We start from the raw sequence: 23,313 nt of genomic DNA, 5'->3' as shown, positions 1-23,313 counted from the left end.
GAAGTGCACACGGCGTGCGCCAGCCTTTGCAAGCCGCACGCCGCGTGCACCCCGGCATTAAACCGCGTACGTCTTGTCGTTCTTCGTCAGGCTCCACGCGCCTTGCGCGTTGCCGCCCTGGTTGCCGCCGATCTTCTGCTGCGTGTACTTCCACTGCACAGCAGCGTACTTCAGCGAGAACTGTTCGGTCGGCAGGCCTTCGCCCACCACGCTCGGCGTAACGCTCGAGATGATCACGTACTTGAGCTTTACTTCCAGGTACTTGATGCGGTTGCCTTCGCCGTCCGAACGCATGAAGTCGATCGTCACCTCGTCGAACGTCGTGCCGCCCGATGCGTGTTGATAGATCAGCGGGCTGACCACGTCGATATCTTTCGTGAACTGCATGTCGGCGTGCTCGCAACGCTCGGACGTGTGACCGCCCGCCGTCGAAGCCGTTGCCGAACGCGGTTGCGTAATCGAGTGGCTCCATGAATCGATTTCGATCCAGCCAGCATGATCCTTATCGGCAGACTCGCCTTTGATCGCCGGATTGCCGAATTTTAAATAGATGTCCTTCATAACTCATCGACTCCCCAAAGAGGTGGTTTTAACAGCTAACCCGTGCGGCCCGCACGGGTTCTCTGACTTCGTTTATGAATTTGCCGGTTTCGGCAGGTCAGCAACAAGCCGCAACGAGATCGACAACTCGTCTAGCTGGAAGTGCGGCCGCAGGAAAGCGACCGAACGATACGAGCCAGGCTTGCCCGGAATTTCCGAGACCTGGATCGATGCCTCGCGCAGCGGGAACTGCGCTTTCTGCTCCTGGGTCGCGTTGTCGTCCAGCAGCACGTACTGCGAGATCCAACGATTCAGGAAAACTTCGACGTTCTGTGCCGATGCGAAGCTGCCGATCTTGTCGCGCATCATCGCCTTCAGGTAGTGCGCCACGCGCGATACCGAGAAGATGTACTGCAACTGCGCGGACAGCACGGCGTTCGCATTCGCGCTATCGGTACTGTATTTCTTGGGTTTTTGCACCGATTGCGCAGCGAAAAACGCGGCGTAATCCGAATTCTTGCAGTGCACGAGCGGAATGAAACCGAGGTCGCTCAGTTCCTTTTCACGGCGATCGGTAATCGCGATTTCCGTCGGGCATTTCAGCGCGACCTCGCCGTCGTCGGTCTTGAACGTGTGGGTGGGCAGGTCTTCTACCAGACCGCCGCCTTCCACGCCGCGAATCGCCGCGCACCAGCCAAAGTCGTCGAAGGCGGCAGTCAGGCGGGCGGCAAATGCCCACGCTGCGTTACACCACAGGTATTTGCTGTGATCCGTGCCGTCCACGTCTTCAACGAAGTTGAAACCTTCCGCGGTGGCGCCGTCTTTCGGATTGAAAGGCAGGCGACCGAGAAAACGCGGCAAGGTCAAACCGACATAACGCGAGTCTTCGGAATCGCGGAACGACTTCCACTTCGCGTATTCGACGGTGTCGAACACCTTGCCGAGATCGCGCGGCTTGCCGAGGTCGGCGAACGTTTCGAGTCCCATCAGTTCAGGCGACGCGGAAGCGATGAAAGGGGCATGCGCCGCAGCCGCGACATGCGCCATCTGTTCGATGAAATACACGTCTTCAGGCTGACGCGTCACCTCGAAGTCGCCGATGATCGTGCCGAACGGCGCACCACCGAACGTACCGAACTCTTCCTCATAAACCTTCTTGAAGAGCGCGCTCTGATCGAATTCAATCGCGTTCTTGAAGTCGCGCACGAGATCGCGCTTCGGCGCGTGCAGCGCCTTGATCTTGACCGTCGAGCCGGTATTGCTTTCCTTGCACAGATAGTCCAGACCGCGCCACGTGCTTTCCATGCGCTGAAATTCCGGCGCATGCATCACCGCGCTCAATTGCGCGGAAATCAGGCGGTCGAGTTCCGCGACGCGCGCGTCGATCGTGGCCGACAGGTTGTCGGACACCACCACCGTGCCGTCGAGCACCTGGTGCACGAGTTCGCCGATCAGGTCTTTTGCGCGCGCGTGTTCGGACTCGGACTTGGCCACGCGGCTTTTCTCGACGATCTCGTCGAGCAGCGTGGATTCCGTGCCGCTCTGCGCGGCGGCGAGTTGGGCTGCTGCCGTTTGCTGATTCATCTCACACCCCGTGCGTACTTATTCGCCCTGCTTGTCGTGGTCCGGCGCGCCGGCGTGCTGGTCCGCTGCGTTGTCCTGGTCTTTCGCCAGCGTTTGCAACTGCTGCGTGTTGTTGAGCACTTCGCTCAGCAGGTCTTCGAGTTTGTCGTTGCCGGCCAGCTTGTTGCGCAGATCGGCCAGCTTCGAACGCGCTTCGAGCAGACGGCGCAACGGCTCGATCTGCGCGACCACCTCATCCGGGTTGAAATCGGCCATCGACTTGAACCGCAGGTCGACAGCAAATTTGCCACCCGCTTCGCTCAGGCGGTTTTCCACCTGAAATGCGGCACGCGGCTCGATCGCCTTCATCACGTCGTCAAAATTGTCGCGGTCGATGTTGACGAACTTGCGATCGCGCAGCTTCGGCTGCTCGACTTCGGACTGTCCGGCCAGATCGGCAACCACGCCGACGACGAACGGCAGTTCTTTCACCTCGATCGCATCACCACGCTCAACTTCATACGTGAGTTGAACGCGCGGCGGCCGCACTTTTTGCAAACGTTTTTGAATACTTTCTTTCTTCGCCATCGTCGGCTCCCGGATGCAGATAGATCAGGCGTGTGGATCAGCGCAGCGCGCTGAACGGATCGGACGCGCCGCCGCTTTGCGCTGCTTTCGCAGGCGCGGCGGGCGCGGCCGGTGCCGGCGCGGCGGGAGCTGCCGCCGTGGCGGCCGGAGCCGCGGCGCCGGGGGTTGCTTCCGGCGTCTCCGTGGTCTTGCCCTTGGCGACGTGGCGAATAATGCGCTTCTTCTTGACGACAGGCTTGTCGTTCGGGTCAGGCGGGAACAACGTGGCTTCGCCGAGCGTGTCGCGCAACTGCTTGGCGAGCGCTTGCGCGTCCGACTTCGCATCACCCGCGAGCGACGCATCCTGACGCAGTTCGCCAAGCGACTGCGTAGCCACGCGCAGGCCGGCGACAGCCAGCACGCTCTTGGCCTGACGATCGGTCTGGTCGCGCTGCAGCGCTTCTTGTGCGGCGACAATCGCCTGGCCGTAATGACCCTGCGTGAACTGGATCTGCGCAATGCGCGACCACGGTTCCTCACGCGTTGGATCGGATTTGGCTAATTGCTGATAAAGCGAGATGGCGCGGTCCTGGTCGCCACCCTTCGCGACGGTGTCCGCGTCCGCGAGTTGCTTATTAAAAGCCTCCGGTGTGGTCGCCACGTTGTTGCCCTGTGTTGCACAACCGGCAATCACGCCGCATGCCAACACTACCCCAGATAGTTTTACTAACAGACGCTGATTCATCGTTTTTCACCGACGTGCGATTTTTTTAATTCAAGGAGAAACCGGGTTTTGCTTTGCTTCAACTGCGCGGGTATAGTACAGGCCAATTTTCGATAATTCAACTTTCGTGTGAAGAAGCATTGCACAAAAAAAATGCATGTGGATGATTTAAACGAAACATGCAGAAATTGTTTCCTGGTGCAATAGTGGACATGAGAGAAGCGGAAAAAATTTCCGTGCGCAACGCATGCGAACGCGTAACTGCCGGGGTGCAATGCGCTTTGCATAAACCGGCTTTAGCGCAATAGCGTGACTGCAAAATTACCGGATTGATTTCGTTATTGATGTTCTGACGGGGGACGGCGTCGAGCCGGTCGATGTATATGAATTCGCGTCTTGTTCGCCATGCATCGCTATTGATTGCCAGCCTCGCGGCGTGCGCGCTGCTGGGCGGCTGCGCGGCCGCCGTGCCGGCGCTGGGAGCCGCGGCCAACGCGGTTTTGCAGGCGAGCGGCCTCGGCAAACCCGATCTGCCGGACGCCCAGAAACCGCCCCGCAATGTCGGCCTGACCTTATACGCGGCGCAGAATCTGAATGCCGCCAATGACAACCGCCCATTGGCGCTGATCGTGCGGCTTTATGTGTTGAAAGACCCCACCTCATTCCAGCAGGCGCCATTCGACACCTTTACCGATCCGGCCAAGGAAAAGACAACGCTTGGCGGCGATCTGCTGGGCGTGCGAGAAGTAACGTTGATCCCCGGTCAACGTTACACCGTCACCGAAAAAGTCTCGCGCGAAGCTCAGGCATTCGGTATCGTCGCGCTATTCCGCGACCCGGCCATGCAGCGTTGGAAATTCGCCTTCGACCCGGCGAAGTCGGAGAAATCCGGCATAATGATTGGCCTGCATAACTGTGCAATGACGGTGACTAACGGCACTGTGATCCCGCCTGAACAGGGATTGCCCGCCCAGCCGCTGAATATGCTTTCTTCGGTAAGTTGCGGTTAAAGATGCCGCGCATATACGATTTAACAGTTTTTAGAGAATTAACAATGCGGCGCTCGAATCGGTTATCTCCGGGCGCGCCGCACGCTGAACGCATATAACAGGTTTGACATGAGTTATTCCGCAAAAGTGCTTTGGGGGGAAGGCCTGTTTCTAAGGCCGCAGCATTTTCAGCGTCAGGACGCCTATCACGAGGCGCGCCTGTTCGAGTCGATCCAGGCGATCCAGCCGTACAACTGGGGCGTGCGTTCGGCGCGTTTCGACCGCGACGCGCTCGGCAGCAACGTGCTGCGCGTGAGCGAACTCTCGCTGGTGTTTCCCGACGGGGCGCTCTACTCCGCGCCGCAAGCCGACGACCTGCCGCCGCCAATCGCGCTCGACACGTTGCCCGACGGCATCAATGAGTTCACGTTTTATCTGGCGCTGCATCCGTTGCGAGAAACCGGCGCGAACTATTCGCAAGACAGCAACGCGGGCTTCGTGTCGCGCTACGTTAGCGAGCAGACGCCGGTGGCCGATCATTTCACTGACGCCGCCGAAGCCGACATCACCTTCCTGAAGACCAGCGTCAAACTCATTGCGCATAGCGAGCCGCGCGACCAGTTGCTGTCGGTGCCGCTCGTGCGCGTGCGCCGCACCGCCACGTCCGGTTTTGAAATCGACGATACGTTCGTGCCGCCCTGCCTCGCAATCGACGCGTCGCCGATCCTGCATCAACGGCTGCGTCAACTGATCGACGCGCTGCAAGCCAAGGTCAACGCGCTGTACGGTTTTCACCGCGAGCCGACCAAGAACATCATCGAGTTCCGTTCGGGCGACATCGCTTCGTTCTGGCTGCTGCACACCGCGAGCGCCGCGTTTGCTTCGCTTGCGCATCTGTACCAGCATTCGGCGCTGCATCCGGAACGCCTGTTTCAGGAATTGCTGCGTCTGGCCGGCCAGCTCATGACGTTTTCAAAGGGCTACGCCTTGTCCGACCTGCCGGCTTACCGGCATGACGACCCGGGTCCCGGTTTTGCGCGCCTCGACACGATCCTGCGCGATCTGCTCGAAACCGTGATCTCCACGCGCTACTTCGCGATCGCGCTCGAAGAGGTGCGTCCGTCGTTCCATGCGGGCCGCCTCGACTCGGGCAAGATCGACGACAAGACCCAGTTCTACATCGCGGTCTCCGCGGACATGCCGACCGCGGAGCTCGTCGAAGCCGTACCGGCCCGCTTCAAGGTCGGCGCGCCGGACGACGTCGACAAGCTGGTGCTCTCGGCCATGCCCGGCGTGCGTCTCGTCTACACCCCGCAAGTACCGCCCGCCATTCCGGTGCGCCCGGGTGCGTGCTACTTCTCGTGCGAATCGCGCGGCGCATTGTATGACCGCATGTTGCAGGCCCAATCGGCAATGATCTACGCGCCGTCGGGCATCAACGATCTTCAACTCGAACTGATCGCCGTCACATCATGAGCTACGCGCCTTCCCTGTTTGGCGGCAGCACGCCTGCCGCGACGCCCGCCCCCATGACCGAGCCGAGCTATCAGGTCCGCTCGCTGCTCGATCTGCTGTACGACGGCTTCTTCATGCTGTTTCTGTTGAAGAACGGCCGCGAGCCCGGTGACGCGCACGAGTTCAGCCAGCGTATCCAGCAGTTTCTCGGCGACTTCGAGCGCGGCGCGAAAAAGCTCAATGCGTCGGCGGAAGACGTCTACGCATCCAAGTTTGCGTTCTGCGCGGCCATCGACGAATCAGTGTTGTCGTCGACCTTCAAGATCCGCACTGAATGGGAACGCCGGCCGTTGCAACTGGTGCTGTTCGGCGAGCAACTGGCGGGCGAAAAATTCTTCCAGTATCTGGAGGAATGCCGCGCACAGGGCGCCGCGCGTTTGCAGTCGCTCGAAGTGTTCCACATGTGCCTGCTGCTCGGCTTCCAGGGCAAGTATCTGCTCGAAGGACCGGAGAAGCTCGCCTATCTGACCGCGCGCATCGGCGATGAAATCGCGCATATGAAGGGCAAGCGCGCGCCGTTCGCGCCGCACTGGCCACTGCCGGATCAGGTCGCTCACCGCCTCAAGCGCGAGGTGCCGTTGTGGTCGATCGGCGCGGTGTTCGCACTGGTCGGCCTGCTCGCTTATCTCGGGCTGAACACCTATCTGCGCGACCAGACGTTGCGTACGCTCGCGCCGTATTCGCAGGTGGTCAAGCTCGGACCGCAATCGGCCACGTTGACGATCTCGTTGCCGTAACAAACATCAACGGATCTTGTGTCCGGGCGCGGCGGCACGTTGTCGTCAACACAGCGCCGCACGGCTCACGGCCCCGCGCAGCGAGTCAGTGGCTAATCATCCACGGTCGGCCGCCAGCGTTGGTCTTGAGGCCGCCTGGCGTCGTCGCGACCGCGGACGCCTTCGACCCGCACCCACATCCCGGCCCATGACGGTGCGTGTATTCTCCCGAACGCTGCGGCGCATGCGCCGCGCGCTCGTTAATCTGGTGCCCGGCACGGGCGGCCGTTGGCATCAATGACAACGCCGGCAGGCTAAGAATGCGTTGCGCCGGCGCGGTGCAAGCGGGACACGCACAGACCGTATCGCGCTCGGCAACACGGCGTATCGCGGCGAAGGGGCCGCAGCTATCGCAGCGGTACTCGTAAGTCGGCATGGTGCTGCCCTCTGAAGATCGGTGGATCGGTATGGGTATTGCCCGGCTGTCAGTCGGCCGCCGCACTCGACGCACTTCACACACTCCACGCATCGATTGAACGGCGGCCCTCGGCAAACGCTCTCGCGTCTGCTCGACAAGAAACGCGTCAGACCAGATCCGGCGACAGCGGCAAATCCACCCCGGACGTGACATGCCTGACCGGTCCGGCCGAATTCGGCCGGATATCGAAGTCGAAGATCTGCGTGGGCAGCCACAGCGTGGCGCAAGCGTTCGGCACATCGACCACGCCGCTGATATGCCCCTGCACAGGCGCCGTGCCAAGAATCGAATAGGCCTGGGCGCGCGAGTAGCCGAACTTCGTCAGATACTCGATCGCGTTCAGGCAAGCCTGCCGGTATGCGATATGCACATCCAGATAGTGCTGCTTGCCCTGTTCATCGACTGAAATGCCCTCGAAAATCAGGTAGTCGTTGTAGTTCGGCGTGATCGGACTCGGCTTGAAGATCGGATTTTTGATGCCGTACTTCGCCATCCCGCCCTTGATCAGCTCGACCCTCATATGCACCCAGCCGGCCATTTCGATCGCGCCGCAGAAGGTGATTTCGCCATCGCCCTGGCTGAAGTGCAGGTCGCCAACCGATAGCCCTGCACCGTCGACATACACCGGGAAGTAAACCTTCGAGCCCCGCGACAGATCCTTGATGTCGCAATTGCCGCCATGCTCGCGCGGCGGCACGGTGCGCGCCCCCTCGGCGGCGGCTTTGGCGTGATCGTCGCCGGCGAGCCGTCCCATGTGCGCCGTTGCCGCGAACGGCGGATTGGCAAGGCCGGGCACGCGTTGCGGGTCCGTAGCGATCAACGCCGCCTCGCGCTCATTCCATGTCGCCAGCATCTTCGGGTCGGGCAGGCACCCAATCAGCCCCGGGTGAATCAGCCCCGCGAAGTTCACGCCGGGAATATGCCGCGAACTGGTGTAGAGACCATGAAAATCCCAGATCGACTTTTGCGCCTGCGGAAAATGATCGGTCAGGAAGCCACCGCCGTTCTTCTTCGAGAAAAAACCGTTGAAGCCCCACTGGCTTTCCTGTTTTGCGCCGATATCGAGCAGATCCACCACCAGCAGGTCGCCCGGCTCCGCGCCTTTCACGCCGACCGGTCCCGACAGAAAGTGCACGATCGACAGATCGATATCGCGCACGTCGTCCGCGCTGTCGTTGTTCTTGATGAACCCGCCGGTCCAATCGTAGGTTTCAAGAATGAAATCGTCGCCGGGATTGACCCAGCAGGCCATCGGGATGTCCGGATGCCAGCGATTGTGGACGTTCTCGTTGTCGTAGGCCGATTGTTTCAGGTCGACCTTGATTAGCGTTTCAGCCATTGCAAACCCTCCTCCAGAAAATGATGGACAGTCGGCTCACACCGACAGGTATTCACGAATCTTCGCGGTGTCGACGGCGCTGCGCGGACTCTCGTGCACGAGCCGGCCGCCTTCGATGACGAACAGGCGATCCGCGACGTCAAGTGCAAAGCTCAGCACCTGCTCCGACACGACGATCGTGATATCGCGCAGCTTGCGGATCTCGTTCAATGCCCGGGCAATGTCCTTGATGATCGACGGCTGAATGCCCTCGGTCGGCTCGTCGAGCAACAGCACCTTGGGCTGCGTGACGAGCGCGCGGGCAATCGCCAGTTGCTGCTGCTGGCCGCCGGACAGGTTGCCGCCCTTGCGGGCGCGCATCTCGTAAAGCACCGGGAACAGGGCGTAGATCTCCTCCGGCACGGTCTTCGTCGGTGCATTCTCGAGACCGGTCTGGATGTTCTCCTCGACGCTCAGCGTCGCGAAAATCTGGCGGCCTTGCGGTACGTAGGCGATGCCTTTGGCGACCCGTCGGAAACTCTCGTCGCGCGACACCTCCTCGCCGTCCACCCGCACCGAGCCTGACTTGAGCGGCAAAATGCCGATCAACGACTTGAACAGCGTGGTCTTACCCATGCCGTTGCGTCCCATGATCGCCACGGTTTCGTTGTGGGCGGCGTTGAAGCTGATGCCATGCAGCGCTTCACTCTGGCCGTAGCTGACGAACAGGTCGTCGACATTCAACATGCTGTGCTCCTCCGTGGACCACTCAGTGGCCAAGATAAACATCGATGACGCGCGGGTCCGCCTGCACCTGTTCCATCGCCCCTTCGGCGAGCACCTTTCCCTGGTGCATCACGGTGACCTTGTGAGCGATCTGCGCGACGAATGCCATGTCATGCTCGATCACGATCATCGAGCGGTTCTGGCAGATCCGCTTGAGCAGCTCGGCCGTGATCTCGCGCTCGCGCACGCTCATGCCGGCAATCGGTTCGTCGAGCATCAGCAGCTCCGGGTCCTGCATCAGCAACATGCCGATTTCCAGCCACTGCTTCTGTCCGTGCGACAGCAGCCCGGCTTCGAGATCGAGCTGGTTTTCAAGGCCGATTTCCCCGGCCACGCTGCGCACGCGGTCGAGCACGTCGCCGGTGCGCCGGAACGTCAACGCACCGAACACGCCCCGCCCGCGCGGAAACGACACTTCGAGGTTCTGGAACACGGAGAGGTTTTCGTAGATCGACGGCGTCTGGAACTTGCGGCCAATCCCTTTGCGTACGCGGCGAAACTCCGGCAGCCGCGTCATCTCTTCGTTGCGAAACTTGATGCTGCCTTCGCTCGCTCGCGTCTTGCCGCAGATCAGATCGAGCAGCGTCGTCTTGCCCGCGCCGTTCGGTCCGATCACCACGCGCAACTCACCGCGATCGACGTACAGGTTCAACGAATCGATGGCCTTGAAACCATCGAACGACACGCTCAGGCCTTCCACAGCCAGCACGAAATCCGTATTGCTCATGAGGCGCTCCTTGCGCCGAGGCGCGCGAGCCATGGCTTGACGTGGCTGTCGTAAAGACCCGCCAGCCCGTTTGGAAACGCCATCACGACGCCGATGAAGAGCGCGGCCATGAGGAACAGCCACAGGTTCGGGAAACTCTCGGAGAACCATGTCTTGCCGAGATTGACGAGCACCGCGCCATAGACCGCGCCCACCAGCGACATACGCCCGCCCACCGCGGCGTAGATCACCATCTCGATGGACGGCACGATGCCCACGAACGAGGGCGACATGAAACCGACCTGCAGCGTGAACATCGCCCCGCCGATCGCCGCGAGCACAGCGGCGATGCAAAACGCGAACACCTTGAACATGGCCACGTCGTAGCCGGAAAAGCGCACCCGGTCCTCCTTGTCGCGCATCGCGAGCAGCAAGGTGCCGAGCTTGCTGCGCTGGATCTGCCGGCAGCAAATAATGGCCGTGAGCAGCAGCACCGCATTGATGAAGTACAGGATCAGCTTTGCGCCATCGCCGCGAATATCCCAGCCAAGCAGCGTGCGCAGATCGGTGATGCCGTTCACACCGCCGGTATAGCCCTGTTGGCCGATGATCAGCACCGACAGGATCAGCGCCACCGCCTGCGTGATGATCGCGAAGTAGACGCCGCCCACGCGTCGCTTGAACATCGCGAAGCCGACCACGAACGCGAGCGCGCAGGGCACGGCCAGCACCGCCGCCAGCGCAAACGGCAGCGAATGAAACGGCTTCCACCAGAACGGCAAGGCGGTCAGTTGATTCCAGTCCATGAAGTCGGGAATGCCCGGCGTCGACTGGATCTTCGTGCTGATCGGGTCCGACGCTTCGAGCTTCAGGAACATCGCCATGCAATAACCGCCGAGGCCGAAGAACACGCCCTGCCCGAGGCTCAGCACGCCGCCGTAGCCCCACGCCATCACGAGCCCAACGGCGACGAACGCGTAGGTCAGATACTTGCCCATCAGATTCAGGCGGAACACATCGAGTGCGAGTGGAAACACCACGAGAATCAGCAGCGCCAGCACGACGATGCTGCCGTAGCCGTCGCCCGTCAGCCAGCGCTTGAGCGTGTGGCGCAAGCCGGCTTGGCCCACGGCGCGGTCCGGCGCGACGGACGTGCCGGCGGAAGGGTTCAGCTGGTCCATATTCGTTTCTCCGGGCTGAAGCGATTGAAAGGGCTGACTGGTGACACAAGCGGCGACACAAGCGGTGACACAAGCGGCGACACAGTCGATGAGTGCTCAGGCACGCCGCACCTTTGAAGCAAAGAGCCCTTGCGGCCGCAACATCAGCACAATGACGATGGTGAGCAGCGTCATTACGCGTGCCGATGAGCCGGTCATGAAAAACTCGCTGATCGACTGCATCTGCGCGATCCCGAACGCGGACGCCACCGTGCCGAGCAGACTTGCCGCGCCGCCGAACGTCACCACCAGGAACGAATCGACGATATAGAGCGAGCCGCTGGTCGGCCCCGTCGAGCCGATCGCCGTGAACGCGGCGCCCGCCACGCCCGCGATCCCGCAGCCGATCGCGAAGGTCAGCCGGTCGGTCTTGCGGGTATCGATGCCGGCCGCGTTCGCCATCTGCCGGTTCGCGACCGTGGCGCGCACCCGCAGTCCCCAGCGCGAGCGGTACAGCGCCAGCAGCACCCCGCCCGTCATCAGCACCGCGAGGCTCATCACGAATAGTCCGTTGATCGGGATGTCGAGACCGGGCTTCGGCGACCACGAACCCATGAGCCAGTCCGGCAGCGTGGGACTCACCTCCTTCGGGCCGAACACCGAGCGAAACACCTGCTGCATCCCGAGGCTCAGGCCCCAGGTGGCGAGCAGCGTGTCGAGCGGACGTCGGTACAGATGGCGGATCAGCGCCCACTCCGCCAGCCAGCCGGCCGCGAACGCCAGCACGAAGGCAGCGCAGATCGCGACCGGGAAGTACACCGGCGCGTACCCGTGCCAATAGTTATCGGCCAGTTGCGAGAACAAATAGATCGTGTAAGCGCCGATCGTCATGAACTCGCCGTGCGCCATGTTGATCACGCCCATCTGGCCGAAGATCACCGCCAGCCCCAGCCCCATCAGCAGCAGCACGCTGAACAGGCTCAAGCCGGCAAAACCTTGCATCAGCGTGACGTTAAGAATGTCTGAAGCCGACATGCGTCTCTCCTCGAAATGATCCGCGCGCTCGCGTGAAGGCAGCGCGTTCGACTCGCGCTGCTTCGCGTTTTACTGATAGCCCTTGGGGAACGGATTCGGCTCGATCAGATCGGGCGATTCGGCCACGACCTTGAACTGGCCATCCGCCTGCGCCTGACCGATGCGTGTGCGGCTCCACAAGTGATGATTCGCGTGGATCTTCACGTAGCCTTCCGGCGCGCTCTTCAATTCGATGCCAGGCGATGCGGCGACGACCTTGTCGACGTCGAAGCTGCCTGCTTTTTCCACCGCCGCTTTCCACAGCCACGGACCGAGATAGGCGGCCTGGGTGACGTCCCCGATCACCGATTTGGGTCCGTATTTGGCCTTGAACGCCGCGACGAATTTCTTGTTGTTGTCGTTGTCGAGCGATTCGAAATACTTCATCGCCGAGTAGAAACCCGCGACGTTTTCGCCGCCGATTCCGAGCACTTCGTCCTCGGTCACCGAAATGGTCAGAAGGAACTGCTTGTCCGCGGTAATGCCCGCCGCTTTAAGCTGCTTGTAGAAAGCCACGTTGGAGCCGCCGACGATGATCGCGTAAATGCAATCCGGTTTGGCGATCTTGATCTTGTTGATCAGCGAGTTGAAGTTAGTTGTGCCGAGCGGGTAATACTCCTCGCCGACCACCTTGCAGCCGCTCAGATGCTGCTCGATATGCTTGCGTGCAATCTTGTTCGACGTGCGCGGCCAGATGTAGTCGGAACCGATCAGGAAGAAGCTCTTCGCCTTCTTCGTCTGGTTCGCCCAGTTCAGCCCCCAGAGAATCTGCTGGGTCGCTTCTTGCCCCGTGTAGAACACGTTCTTCGATTGCTCGAGCCCTTCGTAGAAAGTCGGGTAGTACAGCAGGCCGTTATCGCGCTCGAAGATCGGCAGCACGGCCTTGCGCGACGCCGAGGTCCAGCAGCCGAATACGGCCGCCACGTGATCGTTTTCGAGCAGTTTCTTGGACTTCTCCGCGAAGGTCGGCCAGTCGGACGCACCGTCTTCCTGAATGATCTTGATCTGACGGCCGAGAATGCCGCCCGCCGCGTTGATCTGTTCGATCGCGAGACGCTCCGCCTGAATCGAGCCGGTTTCGGAGATCGCCATGGTGCCGGTTGCCGAGTGCAACTGGCCGACTGTCACCTCCGTATCGGTCACCGCGAGGTGGGTGGTGTTGACCTTGGCGGTCGGATACTGCTGGGCCCGCGCGATGCCGGAGATGGCGAGCGCGGGCGCGGCGGCGAGGCCCATCAAGAGTTTTCGGCGTAGCGCCGAAGGCATGCCAGGCTCGTTCTGATCGTCGTGTGACATCGGGTTCTCCTTGTAGTCGTGGTCGGGCGACCCGCGCTGTGCAGCGGCTGGCGGTGTCGACGTAACGAAAAGTAGGTAGCCAATTTGCGCGGCCCAATACGTCAGTTGACGTAGGGCGCGACGCAATTGCGCTGCCTATAATCGCGCCGGCATGGTGCGCGGGCCGTGCCGCGCGCGGCCGCCCATCGCATCACGGTGCCGCTGCGGCCCCGAATGGAACGCAACTTGCATAAACGCGCCGTCAGCCCCGGAACCCATCGACGACGAGCCTCGATGCACCAAACAGAATCACAGCCCTCGCGCGCCGCCGGCCCGGCTACCCAGGCTGGGGCATCGCGCCCTCCGTCCGGCGGCACGCAGCGCATCGTCAAGATTCGCCGCGACTACAACGCATGGGTCGGCGACGAAACGCTCGAGGATTACGCGCTGCGCTTCACGCCGCGCACATTCCGGCGCTGGTCGGAGTTCCGGGTCGCCAATACGGCGATCGGCGCGGTATCGTTCCTCGCGCTGGAAGCAATTGGCGGCGCGCTGGTGGTGAACTACGGCTTCGCGAACGCGGTCTACGCGATTCTCGCCGTCTCCGTGCTGATCTTTCTGACCGGCATACCGATCAGCTACTACGCTGCGCGCAACGGCGTCGACATGGACCTGCTCACGCGCGGCGCCGGTTTCGGCTATCTGGGCTCCACGCTGACGTCGCTGATCTACGCGATCTTCACCTTTGTATTTTTCGCGCTCGAAGCGGCCATCATGTCGCTCGCGCTCGAGCTTTATCTGAAGATTCCGCTATCGCTCGCCTACGTGATCAGCGCGCTCGTCATCATTCCGGTGGTGACCTTCGGCATCACGTTCATCAACCGCCTGCAAGGCTGGACCCAGCCTTTGTGGCTCGTGCTGCTCGTCGTGCCCTACGCCGTGGTGCTGTGGCGCGAGCCGCACGTGCTCGCTGAATGGGTCACGTTCGTCGGCCTGTCGGGGGACGGCCGCGAGTTCAGGCTGGCTTCCTTCGGTGCCGGCTGCACCGTGGTGTTTTCTCTGATCGTGCAGATCGGCGAACAGGTCGACTACCTGCGCTTCCTGCCGCCGCGCACGCGCGCAAATCGGCTTCGCTGGTGGGTCGCGCTGATTTCGGCCGGCCCGGGCTGGATCGTGCCTGGCGCATTGAAAATGCTGGGCGGGGCGTTGCTTGCCTTCCTCGCCATCCAGCACGAGATCGACCCCGTGAAAGCCGTCGAACCGACCCAGATGTATCTGGTCGCGTATCACTACGTGTTCCATTCGCCCGAAGGCGCACTCGCCGCGATGACGCTGCTGGTGATCGTCTCGCAACTGAAAATCAACGTCACCAACGCCTACGCCGGTTCGCTCGCGTGGTCGAATTTCTTCGCGCGGCTCACACACAGCCACCCGGGGCGCGTGGTATGGCTGGTGTTCAATGTGTTGATCGCCCTGCTGCTCGTCGAGATGGGGGTTTTCGAAGCCATCAGCAAGGTGCTCGCACTCTATGCGAACGTGGCGATTGCCTGGATTGGCGCGGTGGTCGGCGACCTCGTGATCAGCAAGCCGCTCGGTTATAGCCCTCGCGATATCGAGTTCAAGCGCGCGCACCTGTACGACATCAACCCCGTCGGGGTGGGTGCCATGGTGATCGCCTCGCTGATGGCCGCCCTCTCGCATGGCGGCGTGTTCGGCGCGACCGCGGAAGCATTGGCGTCCTTCATCGCGCTGCTGGTCGCCTTCGTCTGCTCGCCATTGCTGGCGATCGCCACGCGCGGGCGCTTCTATCTGGCGCGCGACAGCCACGACCTCGAAGCGGGCGCGGTGCTGCGTTGCGTGATCTGCGAAAACAGCTTCGAGCGTGAAGACATGGCGCACTGCCCGGCCTACGCCGGCTCGATCTGCTCGTTGTGCTGCTCACTCGACTCGCGCTGCAACGACTCCTGCAAGCCTCATGCGCGACTGCCTGCCCAGTTCGGCAAATCGATCCATGCACTGTTCCCGCGGCTGCGCCTGGGCGCGGCAGGTTTGCGTCTCGCACAGTACACCGGTCTGCTGATCGTCGTGCTCGCGCTGCTCGGCGGCGTGCTTGCCGTGCAGTGGAATCAGAGCATGCGGACCCTGCCCGATCTCGACGCCACGGTTCACGACGTGCTGCTACAAGGGTATCTGAAGGCTTTTTTCGCACTTGCGCTGATCGGCTGCATCGCCGCGTGGTGGTTGGTGCTCGCCAACGAAAACCGCAAGGTCACGCAAGAGGAGTCGCAGCGGCAAGCCGAACTGCTGATGCAGGAAATCGAGGCGCACCGCAAAACCGATGCGGCACTCCAGCAGGCGAGCGCCGCCGCCGAATCGGCCAACCGCGCGAAGAGCCGCTATGTGACGGGTCTCAGCCACGAATTGCGCACGCCGCTCAACAGCATTCTCGGCTACGCGCAGCTACTGCTGCAAGGCACGGACGAACTGCCGGCGGGCCGCCGCGACGCCGTGGCGACCATCTATCGCAGCGGCGAACACTTGCTGGCGCTCGTCGACGGCCTGCTCGACGTCGCGCGCATCGAGGCGGGCAAACTGCAGCTTAACGTGACGGAGATCGCACTGCCGGACTTCGTCACACAGCTCTCGGCAATGCTCGAACCGCAGGCTACCGACAAAGGACTGCAGTTCGATTTCCAGACGACCGGCCGCATTCCAGAAGTGGTACGCATCGACGAAAAACGGGTACGGCAGATTCTCATCAATCTGATCGGTAATGCGATCCGCTTCACCTCGAGCGGTTCGGTGAAGGTGCGCGCGGGCTATGCGTGGGAAACCCTCACCTTCGAGATCACCGACACCGGCCCCGGCATGCCGGCCGCCGAACTGGAGCGTCTGTTCCTGCCGTTCGAGCGCGGCGCGGCGGCGCGCGAACACGACCACGGCGCCGGCCTCGGCCTGACGATCTGCCGCCTGCTCACGGAGCTGATGGGCGGCAACCTGCAAGTGCAAAGCGAGGTGGGCAGTGGGACCCGCTTTATCGTCAAGCTGTTCGCGCCGGAAGTGCGTGAGCCCCAGCGGCTGGCGAACGGTCCGCTCAACATCAAGGGGTACGACGGGCCGCGCCGCACGGTGCTGGTGGTCGACGATCTCACCGAGCAGCGCCGCATCGTCACGCATACGCTCGCGCCGCTTGGCTTCGTGGTCGTGGAAGCCGCGAGCGGACCTGAGGCGCTGCAATGGCTCGGCACAGGGGCGGCCGACCTCATCGTGATGGATGTCTCGATGCCGGACATGGACGGCTTCGAGGCGAGCCGCCTGATTCGCGACAACCGGTTATCGGCGGCGCCGATCCTGATCCTGTCGGCCAACGCTTTCGCCGACGATCGCGACAAAGGCACCGCCGCCGGTTGCGACGACTATCTCGCCAAACCGCTGCACATTCCGCTTTTGCTCGACAAACTGGCGGCGCTGCTGCAACTGCAGTGGATCGTTGAAACACCCGGCATGGTACCGCCTGCATGCGCCGGTTCGGCTGACGCGCCGGTAAGCTTGCCCGCCACCTTGCGCGAAAAACTGCATACGCAACTTGAAATGGGTTACGTGCAGGGCTTCATCGAACAACTCGACGCGGCGCAGATCAACGCGCCTGAACTGGCCTCCGTGCTCGAACCGTTGCGCGTCCTCGCGCGGCGCTTCCGGCTGACCGAACTCGCGCAGTTGCTCGCGCCTACCCAGCAGGTCAATCCCGATGCATGACGAATCGCTGCTCCTGCCCCCGGACACGCAACCGGAACTGCCCGACGACAAGCCGGTCGTGCTGATCGTCGACGACACGCCCGACAACCTAGCGCTGCTGTCCGATACGCTGCGGGCATCCGGCTACGCCGTTCTGGTTGCACTCGACGGGCAGTCCGCGTTGCAACGCCTCGCGCGCATCACGCCGGATGCCGTGCTGCTCGACGCGCTGATGCCCGGCATGGATGGCTTCGAAACCTGCCGGCAGATCAAGGCCGATCCCCGCAACCGGCATCTGCCGGTGATCTTCATGACCGCGCTGACCGACAGCGAACACGTTGTGCAAGGCTTTCGGGTCGGAGGTATCGACTATGTCACCAAGCCCGTCAAGCCGAGCGAGGTCAGCGCGCGCATTGCCGCCCATGTACAGCGCTCGCGCCAGCAGCGCCAGGCGGATACGGTGCTCGAGATCGGTATGCGCGCGGCGCTGATTGCGGCCGCGAGCGGAGAAATCAAATGGCAAAGCGACCTTGCACGGCAGCGTCTTGCGCGCTACGGGCCGGGCGATGCGACAACCGACGAGAGGAATGGAGAGACTGGGGGCAACGCGAAGCACCATCTAACGAACGACGGCACGCGGCTTCTCCCCCCTCTCCCCCCTCTCCCCGATACCGTGCCGCGTCTGCCGCCGATGCTGAATCAATGGCTGGCACGCTGGATCGAAACGGGCTGCGATCTGCAAGCCGGCTTCGAAACGGCTGCGGACGGCGTGCGCCGCGTCGCGCGGGTACTCGGCCGCGCGACGCGTGGAGACTGGGTGATCCTGCTTGAGGAGTTCAACGATGCCGAGCACACCAGCGCGCTCGCCGCACAATTCAACCTGACGGCCCGTGAGGCGGAAGTCCTGCTATGGCTGTCGCGCGGCAAGACCAATCGCGATATCGGCGACATTCTCGGCATGGCGCCGCGCACGGTCAACAAGCACCTGGAACATGTGTTCGGCAAGCTGCATGTGGAAACCCGCGCAGCGGCGGCGGCGATCGCCGCGAAGGCAAGTACGCGGTATTGACCCTCGCCGCCCTGCGTCGACCCGCTTACTGCGATTCTTCCGCCCACACCGCGTTTTCACGCGCCATCAGCGCCGTCGATGCGGCCGGTCCAAACGTGCCGGCCGTATAGGCACGCGGCTTGTCGCCCGACTTGGCCCAACCTTCCAGAATCGGCTCGGCCCAAGCCCATGCGGCTTCGAGTTCATCGCGGCGCATGAAATGCGTGAGGCGCCCGCGAATCACGTCGATCAGCAAACGCTCGTACGCTTCCGCGCGGCGCTCGGTGAAAGCCTGCTGCAAGTCGAGATTCAGGTTCACCGGCAGCATGTGCATGCCGCTGCCCGGTTCTTTCGCGAGCACCTGCAACTGGATCGACTCTTCCGGCTGCAACTGGATCACCAACCGATTGCCGTAATTGCGCCCGCTATTGCCGTTCGGGATGATCGAGAAAGGCAGCTCGGAAAACTCGATGACGATCTCCGACACCTTCTTCTGCATCCGCTTGCCGGTGCGCAGGAAAAACGGCACATGGGCCCAGCGCCAGTTGTTGATATGCGCGCGCAATGCGACGAAAGTCTCGGCGCGGCTGCCGGCCGGCACATTGTCTTCTTCCAGGTAGCCCTTCACCGCCTCGCCGTCCACGGCGCCCGCGGTGTACTGGCCGCGCACGGTATCGCGCGCGATGTCCTCGGGCGTCATGGGCCGCAGCGAACGCAGCACCTTGAGTTTTTCGTCGCGCACCGCATCCGGGTCGAGCGACACCGGCGGTTCCATGGCGACGATGCACAGCAATTGCAGCAAGTGGTTCTGCACCATGTCGCGCAACGCGCCGGTTTTGTCGTAGAAGCCCGCGCGGCTGCCTACGCCAACGGTTTCCGCCACCGTGATCTGCACGCTCTTGATATACGGCGCCTGCCACAGCGGGCCGAAAATCGGATTGCCGAAACGCAGCACCATCAGGTTCTGCACGGTTTCCTTGCCGAGGTAGTGGTCGATCCGGTAGATCTGCGCTTCGCTGAAATGCTTGCCGACCGCCGTGTTGATCTCCTGCGCGGAGGCCAGATCGTGGCCCAGCGGTTTCTCGAGGACGACCCGCGAATTGCCGTCGATCAGTCCGGCCGCCGAAAGGTTGTCGCAAATATTCGTGAACAGATCCGGCGAAGTCGCGAGATAAAACACCCGCCGCACGCCTTCGCGCGATGTCTCTTTCAGGCGCTGGTAGTCCTCGACCGAGTCGACGTCCATGCGCACGTACTCGAACAGCGCGAGGAATTTGTCCCACGCGGCGGCATCGAACGCCTTCTTTTCGATGAAGGGCTTCGCCTTCGCCTCCATGAATTCGGTGATGTACTCCTCACGCGACCACGGCTTGCGGCCGATCGTGAGAATGCGGGTATCCGGCGGCAGATTGCAGTGCAGATGCGCCATGTAGAGCGCGGGCAGCAGCTTGCGAAACGACAGGTCGCCGGTGCCGCCGAAGATGATCATGTCGAGCGGCAGGTCGGGAGTAGCTGAAGCGGATTGGGTCGTCATAGCGCGGTCGCAGCGTCGTGATAGGCGTCAAGTCAAAGGACAAAGGAGCAAAAGGTGCCGGCGAAGCGGCGCTTTTTTCCGGCAAACGCCTATGGTGCAACGTTTTGAGATTGTTTGCACGGCAACATGTGCCGCAGGTTGGCGCAAGATGCCAACCCGGCCCGGCTTGGCATCATCCGCCGGCGCGGCAAACGGCCTGCGATCAGCCGCCCGACAAGGCTTCGCGCGCCACCCGGCAGGCCGCGAGATCCCACGCCGCGCAGCCGACACTTTTAAAAACAATCGCCTGCTCCGCCGGCAATAACGCGGCGTTCGCGACCACGGCTGCAATTCCACCGACCCGCGCCCAGTCGACGCCGGCCTGGATGAAGTCACCGGCTTCGTGCCTCGCGCCGGCTTCGTCGTCGACGAATAGCGCGCTGCCCTCGATCGTGCGCGCGCCGATCTCGACCATGGCCGGCGTGAACGCACCGACACCGATCACGAGCCGGTTCGGGCGCGCCGCTTCGTCGTAGACGGCCTGCTTGCTGGTGGTGAGCGCGATCACCACGTCGATCGAGGCGGGGATGGCGGCGTCGGGGTCGGCGAGCGGCTGCAGGTCGCGGACCTTGCCACCCGCCGCTCCCTGCGCTCGATGGGCCGCGCAGAACGCCGCGGCCCGCGCGGACGCACTGCCCTTCACCCATACCCGTGCGTCGGGAAACAGTTCGCCGATCGCTTCCAGATGATTTGCTGCCTGCGTGCCGGTGCCGATCAGCAGAAACTCACGTGGCCGCGCGGGCGCGAAAGTGAGTATGCCGAGCATGGACATCGCCGCGGTGCGACGCCCGGTCACCGTCGGGCCGTCGAGGATGAAAAGCGTCTCGCCGGTATCGGCGTCGAACGCCATCACCTGGCCATGGATGGTCGGGATGCCGCGCGGCCCATTGCTCGCGCACACGTTCACCAGCTTGTGGATCGCGAGATCGGGCGCGGTCGCCGGCATCGACAGCATGATGCCGCCCTCGTTGAGCGGCACGACGAGCCGCTCGGGACTCACGATGCGTTGCTGCGCGTAGTCAATGGTCGCGCGCTTCAACGCGTCGACGAGCGCCGCGTAGGGAATCAGCCGCGCCGTGGCGGCGGCGTCGAAGATCTGCATGGTCGGGCGGGTCATAAGCGGGCTTTTCCTGTCGAGGCACGTGGGGATGGTCGATTCAGCGCACCAGAAAACCATAAGTCAGCGGATCGCGTTCGTCGATGATCCAGTTTGCAAAGCCAAGCACATGCGCGTCGCCTTCGATTTCCGGGATCACCGCGTCGAAGCGGCCGAGTTTCGTCTCGGACAACACGCGGCCGCGAAAAATCGTGCCGATCACGGATTCGTTGACCAACGTCTCGTCGCGGCGCAACTCGCCGCGCAGATAAAGCTGCGCGACCCGGCCGGCGGTGCCGGAACCGGTCGGCGAGCGGTCCACTTCCCGGTCGGCGAACACGCAGCAATTGGCCTGCGTCGAGCCGGCGTGACGCGGCGCGTTGTCGATGATCGTGCCGTAGATATGGTTGATCTCCGGAATCAGCGGATGCTCGACCTTGAAGGCCGCGTTCGCCGCGCGTTTGACTTCGTCGCCGAACTGGATCAACCGTTCGATTTCCGTCTCGCGTATCTTCAGATCGAAGGGCTCGCCCGACGTGTAGAAATAGAACGCGCCGCCGAACGCAATATCGCCGCGCACCTCGCCGAAACTGGCCGTGTGCACCGTCACGTCGCGCTGCCAGATGAACGACGGCACGTTGACGAAGCGCACGCGCCCCGCCTGCTCGCCGTCCCATTCCACGAACGCTTCGATGAAGCCGCACGGCGCGTCGATGCCGACACGGGTTTCCGGCTCGCTGCGCTCGATCCAGCCAAGCGCGACAGCCGCGGTCGCAAGCGCGATCACGCCGTGGCCGCAATGATCGCTGTAGCCTTCGTTGTGCACGAAGATCACGCCGAAGTCGGCGTTTTCGCTTACCGGTTCCGTCAGGTAACCGCCGTACATATCGGCGTGGCCGCGCGGCTCGAACATCAGCGCGCGGCGCAGGTGATCGGCGTGCTCCTTGAGCCACGCGCGTCGTTCGACGATGGTCTTGCCCGGAAACTTCGGCAAGCCGCTCGTGACAATGCGAAACGGCTCGCCCGCGGTGTGCACTTCGACCGTGCTGATCATGCGGTTCAGATTCATGTTCACAACCTTGCTGCGTGTGGAAAAGGGAAAACTTCAGCGAATGAACCACGCCGTGCGTCTGGCAGCATGCGCTCACCGCCGGGTAGTTCGTTCATGTCCGACTTGGAGCCAGCTCGTCTCCAGTTCACATCCAGCTCAAATGCGGCCGAGATGCGGCCCGGATGCGGCCCAACTTCGACCCAAATTCGCCTCGTAACCGGCTCACGTTTCGTCCACATGGCGCGCCGACTGGATCACCATCAGCAGATCGCCCGGTTCGATCGGACACGGCTCGTCTTCATAGAACGACAGCATGCGCCCCGCCCGGATCAGGCCGACCACCACCGCGCCCGGCAACGCATTGCTCCAGCGGCCGACTTCCAGCGCGGTGGCCGGACGCTCCACCAGATTGACCCGGCCGCGCGCCGACAGCAGATCGTTGATGAAGGGCACGATGTAATTGCTGTCCACCGCGTCAGCGAGCAACAGGCCGCCGATCTTGGTCGACGACACGATCACGTCGGCGCCGGCCTGGCGCAACTGGCGCTGGTAGGTTTGCTCCTGAATCCGCACGACGATCTTCGTTTCCGGCGCAACGCTGCGCACAGTCAGCGTGAGCAGTATCGCAATGGCGTCGTCGCTGACGGCGATGATCACCGCCTTGGCGATGCGCACCTGCGCCTGCTGCAACAGGTCTTCACGCGACGGATCGCCAAGCAGGCCCGCCACGCCCAGCGCCGTGGCCGCTTCGAGCGCGTCCTGCTGGGGATCGATGACAACGATCGCGTCCGCCGCAAAGCCGCTTTCCAGCAACTCGCGCACCGCGACCGAACCGCTCAGTCCGTAGCCGCACACCACGACGTGATCGCGCAGTTGTTTTTGCAGGCGTTTCATGCGGAATTCCTCGATGACGCGTTGAATGACGAACTGATAAGCGATGCCCAGAAACACGAACCAGATAACGATACGGATCGGCACGATGAAGAAGGCATCGATGAGCCGCGCGCGGGCGGTGACCGGCACGATATCGCCATAGCCGACCGTGGCGACGGTGACCATCGTGAAGTACATCAGATCGACGATGCCGAGCACCTTGCGGTTGGCGTCGCGCAAGCCGTCGCGGTCGAGATAGAGCACGGCAAAGGCGAGTACGCACAGGCCAAGCACGAGGTAGACGCGCTGCAGCAGCACGCGCTGCGGCGACGCCGCGGGACGCGTGAACAGCGTGCGGGCGCGCGGCGGCTGCCACGGGGAGCGGGCGCGGCGCGGCAGACGGAAGCGCGGTGGGCGTGGCTGCGGGGGTGGCTGATCAGACACGCGGCTACTCCGGGAATCGGGAACAAGCGATTCTACGACGCCCGGCGCGCCGTGGGGCCGGATCGCGGAAATGCGGGATCGG

At 62.7% G+C, this 23,313-nt stretch carries 20 protein-coding genes; 5 read left to right on the top strand and 15 right to left on the bottom strand.

Annotated features, from left to right (window positions below):
* Positions 1–57: 57 nt before the first annotated feature.
* The 4 genes from HWX91_RS34565 to HWX91_RS34550 all read right to left on the bottom strand — a co-directional run bounded on the left by HWX91_RS34565 (position 58) and on the right by HWX91_RS34550 (position 3,415).
* Positions 58–561, bottom strand: a complete 504-nt coding sequence (locus HWX91_RS34565; protein WP_020070381.1) for an Hcp family type VI secretion system effector — start codon at positions 559–561, stop codon at positions 58–60.
* Between the two features lie 72 nt (positions 562–633).
* Entirely contained in the window at positions 634–2,124 is a 1,491-nt protein-coding gene (gene tssC / locus HWX91_RS34560; protein WP_028197289.1) for a type VI secretion system contractile sheath large subunit, read from the bottom strand.
* Between the two features lie 18 nt (positions 2,125–2,142).
* On the bottom strand, positions 2,143–2,691 hold the full coding sequence (gene tssB / locus HWX91_RS34555) for a type VI secretion system contractile sheath small subunit (protein WP_028197290.1): 549 nt from the start codon (positions 2,689–2,691) through the stop codon (positions 2,143–2,145).
* Between the two features lie 37 nt (positions 2,692–2,728).
* Positions 2,729–3,415 carry a tetratricopeptide repeat protein gene (locus HWX91_RS34550; RefSeq protein ID WP_028197291.1) on the bottom strand — a complete coding sequence of 229 codons (687 nt, stop codon included), beginning with the start codon at positions 3,413–3,415 and terminating at the stop codon, positions 2,729–2,731.
* Between the two features lie 362 nt (positions 3,416–3,777).
* Between HWX91_RS34550 and tssJ the strand changes: the two genes are divergently transcribed.
* The 3 genes from tssJ (at position 3,778) to icmH (ending at position 6,635) form a co-directional block, all read left to right on the top strand.
* Positions 3,778–4,404, top strand: a complete 627-nt coding sequence (tssJ, locus tag HWX91_RS34545) for a type VI secretion system lipoprotein TssJ (protein ID WP_028197292.1) — start codon at positions 3,778–3,780, stop codon at positions 4,402–4,404.
* A gap of 108 nt (positions 4,405–4,512) precedes the next feature.
* Positions 4,513–5,859, top strand: a complete 1,347-nt coding sequence (gene tssK / locus HWX91_RS34540; RefSeq protein ID WP_028197293.1) for a type VI secretion system baseplate subunit TssK — start codon at positions 4,513–4,515, stop codon at positions 5,857–5,859.
* Complete coding sequence (icmH, locus tag HWX91_RS34535) at positions 5,856–6,635, top strand: type IVB secretion system protein IcmH/DotU (RefSeq protein ID WP_028197294.1); 780 nt, start codon at positions 5,856–5,858, stop codon at positions 6,633–6,635. Before tssK ends, icmH begins: the two co-directional genes overlap by 4 nt.
* Before the next feature lie 85 nt (positions 6,636–6,720).
* Here icmH and HWX91_RS34530 read toward each other — a convergent pair whose 3' ends face one another.
* The 7 genes from HWX91_RS34530 to urtA all read right to left on the bottom strand — a co-directional run bounded on the left by HWX91_RS34530 (position 6,721) and on the right by urtA (position 13,432).
* Positions 6,721–7,050: an FmdB family zinc ribbon protein gene (locus HWX91_RS34530; protein WP_028197295.1), complete on the bottom strand. Its 330-nt coding sequence runs from the start codon at positions 7,048–7,050 to the stop codon at positions 6,721–6,723.
* Between the two features lie 148 nt (positions 7,051–7,198).
* Positions 7,199–8,431, bottom strand: coding sequence for a formamidase (fmdA, locus tag HWX91_RS34525; protein WP_028197296.1), 1,233 nt, complete (start codon positions 8,429–8,431; stop codon positions 7,199–7,201).
* A gap of 36 nt (positions 8,432–8,467) precedes the next feature.
* The gene (gene urtE, locus HWX91_RS34520) at positions 8,468–9,157 is read right to left on the bottom strand and encodes an urea ABC transporter ATP-binding subunit UrtE (protein ID WP_028197297.1); all 690 of its coding nucleotides are present in this window, start codon (positions 9,155–9,157) and stop codon (positions 8,468–8,470) included.
* A gap of 22 nt (positions 9,158–9,179) precedes the next feature.
* Entirely contained in the window at positions 9,180–9,923 is a 744-nt protein-coding gene (gene urtD / locus HWX91_RS34515) for an urea ABC transporter ATP-binding protein UrtD (protein WP_028197298.1), read from the bottom strand.
* Positions 9,920–11,083 (bottom strand): urea ABC transporter permease subunit UrtC, encoded by a 1,164-nt coding sequence (gene urtC / locus HWX91_RS34510; RefSeq protein WP_028197299.1) that lies wholly within the window; start codon positions 11,081–11,083, stop codon positions 9,920–9,922. Before urtC ends, urtD begins: the two co-directional genes overlap by 4 nt.
* Before the next feature lie 96 nt (positions 11,084–11,179).
* Positions 11,180–12,097 (bottom strand): urea ABC transporter permease subunit UrtB, encoded by a 918-nt coding sequence (urtB, locus tag HWX91_RS34505; protein ID WP_028197300.1) that lies wholly within the window; start codon positions 12,095–12,097, stop codon positions 11,180–11,182.
* A 69-nt stretch (positions 12,098–12,166) separates the two neighbouring features.
* Positions 12,167–13,432: an urea ABC transporter substrate-binding protein gene (urtA, locus tag HWX91_RS34500; RefSeq protein WP_028197301.1), complete on the bottom strand. Its 1,266-nt coding sequence runs from the start codon at positions 13,430–13,432 to the stop codon at positions 12,167–12,169.
* 273 nt (positions 13,433–13,705) lie between these two features.
* Here urtA and HWX91_RS34495 point away from each other — a divergent pair, with 273 nt between their 5' ends.
* Together HWX91_RS34495 and HWX91_RS34490 are read left to right on the top strand one after the other, a co-directional pair.
* On the top strand, positions 13,706–17,167 hold the full coding sequence (locus HWX91_RS34495) for an ATP-binding protein (protein ID WP_375792423.1): 3,462 nt from the start codon (positions 13,706–13,708) through the stop codon (positions 17,165–17,167).
* A complete protein-coding gene (locus tag HWX91_RS34490) occupies positions 17,160–18,215 on the top strand; it encodes a response regulator transcription factor (RefSeq protein ID WP_028197303.1) in 1,056 nt (351 codons plus the stop codon). The genes HWX91_RS34495 and HWX91_RS34490 overlap by 8 nt, the downstream gene beginning before the upstream one ends.
* A gap of 25 nt (positions 18,216–18,240) precedes the next feature.
* Here HWX91_RS34490 and zwf read toward each other — a convergent pair whose 3' ends face one another.
* The 4 genes from zwf to HWX91_RS34470 all read right to left on the bottom strand — a co-directional run bounded on the left by zwf (position 18,241) and on the right by HWX91_RS34470 (position 23,231).
* Positions 18,241–19,728, bottom strand: a complete 1,488-nt coding sequence (gene zwf / locus HWX91_RS34485; protein ID WP_028197304.1) for a glucose-6-phosphate dehydrogenase — start codon at positions 19,726–19,728, stop codon at positions 18,241–18,243.
* A gap of 202 nt (positions 19,729–19,930) precedes the next feature.
* A complete protein-coding gene (lhpI, locus tag HWX91_RS34480; protein ID WP_028197305.1) occupies positions 19,931–20,884 on the bottom strand; it encodes a bifunctional Delta(1)-pyrroline-2-carboxylate/Delta(1)-piperideine-2-carboxylate reductase in 954 nt (317 codons plus the stop codon).
* Between the two features lie 40 nt (positions 20,885–20,924).
* Entirely contained in the window at positions 20,925–21,932 is a 1,008-nt protein-coding gene (gene lhpH / locus HWX91_RS34475; RefSeq protein WP_028197306.1) for a trans-3-hydroxy-L-proline dehydratase, read from the bottom strand.
* A gap of 204 nt (positions 21,933–22,136) precedes the next feature.
* A complete protein-coding gene (locus tag HWX91_RS34470) occupies positions 22,137–23,231 on the bottom strand; it encodes a potassium channel family protein (protein WP_028197307.1) in 1,095 nt (364 codons plus the stop codon).
* Positions 23,232–23,313 lie beyond the last annotated feature (82 nt).

It is taken from the genome of Paraburkholderia fungorum (assembly GCF_902833645.1).
GTDB lineage: Bacteria > Pseudomonadota > Gammaproteobacteria > Burkholderiales > Burkholderiaceae > Paraburkholderia > Paraburkholderia fungorum.
The sequence above is the reverse complement of the archived record's forward strand: the minus strand, read 5'-3'. Positions and strand labels throughout refer to the sequence as shown.

Excerpts from the sequence above, each read along its gene's own strand:
- HWX91_RS34565 (WP_020070381.1), bottom strand. The coding sequence starts at position 561 with ATGAAGGACATCTATTTAAAATTCGGCAATCCGGCGATCAAAGGCGAG.
- tssC (WP_028197289.1), bottom strand. The coding sequence starts at position 2,124 with ATGAATCAGCAAACGGCAGCAGCCCAACTCGCCGCCGCGCAGAGCGGC.
- tssB (WP_028197290.1), bottom strand. The coding sequence starts at position 2,691 with ATGGCGAAGAAAGAAAGTATTCAAAAACGTTTGCAAAAAGTGCGGCCG.
- HWX91_RS34550 (WP_028197291.1), bottom strand. The coding sequence starts at position 3,415 with ATGAATCAGCGTCTGTTAGTAAAACTATCTGGGGTAGTGTTGGCATGC.
- tssJ (WP_028197292.1), top strand. The coding sequence starts at position 3,778 with ATGAATTCGCGTCTTGTTCGCCATGCATCGCTATTGATTGCCAGCCTC.
- tssK (WP_028197293.1), top strand. The coding sequence starts at position 4,513 with ATGAGTTATTCCGCAAAAGTGCTTTGGGGGGAAGGCCTGTTTCTAAGG.
- icmH (WP_028197294.1), top strand. The coding sequence starts at position 5,856 with ATGAGCTACGCGCCTTCCCTGTTTGGCGGCAGCACGCCTGCCGCGACG.
- HWX91_RS34530 (WP_028197295.1), bottom strand. The coding sequence starts at position 7,050 with ATGCCGACTTACGAGTACCGCTGCGATAGCTGCGGCCCCTTCGCCGCG.
- fmdA (WP_028197296.1), bottom strand. The coding sequence starts at position 8,431 with ATGGCTGAAACGCTAATCAAGGTCGACCTGAAACAATCGGCCTACGAC.
- urtE (WP_028197297.1), bottom strand. The coding sequence starts at position 9,157 with ATGTTGAATGTCGACGACCTGTTCGTCAGCTACGGCCAGAGTGAAGCG.
- urtD (WP_028197298.1), bottom strand. The coding sequence starts at position 9,923 with ATGAGCAATACGGATTTCGTGCTGGCTGTGGAAGGCCTGAGCGTGTCG.
- urtC (WP_028197299.1), bottom strand. The coding sequence starts at position 11,083 with ATGGACCAGCTGAACCCTTCCGCCGGCACGTCCGTCGCGCCGGACCGC.
- urtB (WP_028197300.1), bottom strand. The coding sequence starts at position 12,097 with ATGTCGGCTTCAGACATTCTTAACGTCACGCTGATGCAAGGTTTTGCC.
- urtA (WP_028197301.1), bottom strand. The coding sequence starts at position 13,432 with ATGTCACACGACGATCAGAACGAGCCTGGCATGCCTTCGGCGCTACGC.
- HWX91_RS34495 (WP_375792423.1), top strand. The coding sequence starts at position 13,706 with ATGCACCAAACAGAATCACAGCCCTCGCGCGCCGCCGGCCCGGCTACC.
- HWX91_RS34490 (WP_028197303.1), top strand. The coding sequence starts at position 17,160 with ATGCATGACGAATCGCTGCTCCTGCCCCCGGACACGCAACCGGAACTG.
- zwf (WP_028197304.1), bottom strand. The coding sequence starts at position 19,728 with ATGACGACCCAATCCGCTTCAGCTACTCCCGACCTGCCGCTCGACATG.
- lhpI (WP_028197305.1), bottom strand. The coding sequence starts at position 20,884 with ATGACCCGCCCGACCATGCAGATCTTCGACGCCGCCGCCACGGCGCGG.
- lhpH (WP_028197306.1), bottom strand. The coding sequence starts at position 21,932 with ATGAATCTGAACCGCATGATCAGCACGGTCGAAGTGCACACCGCGGGC.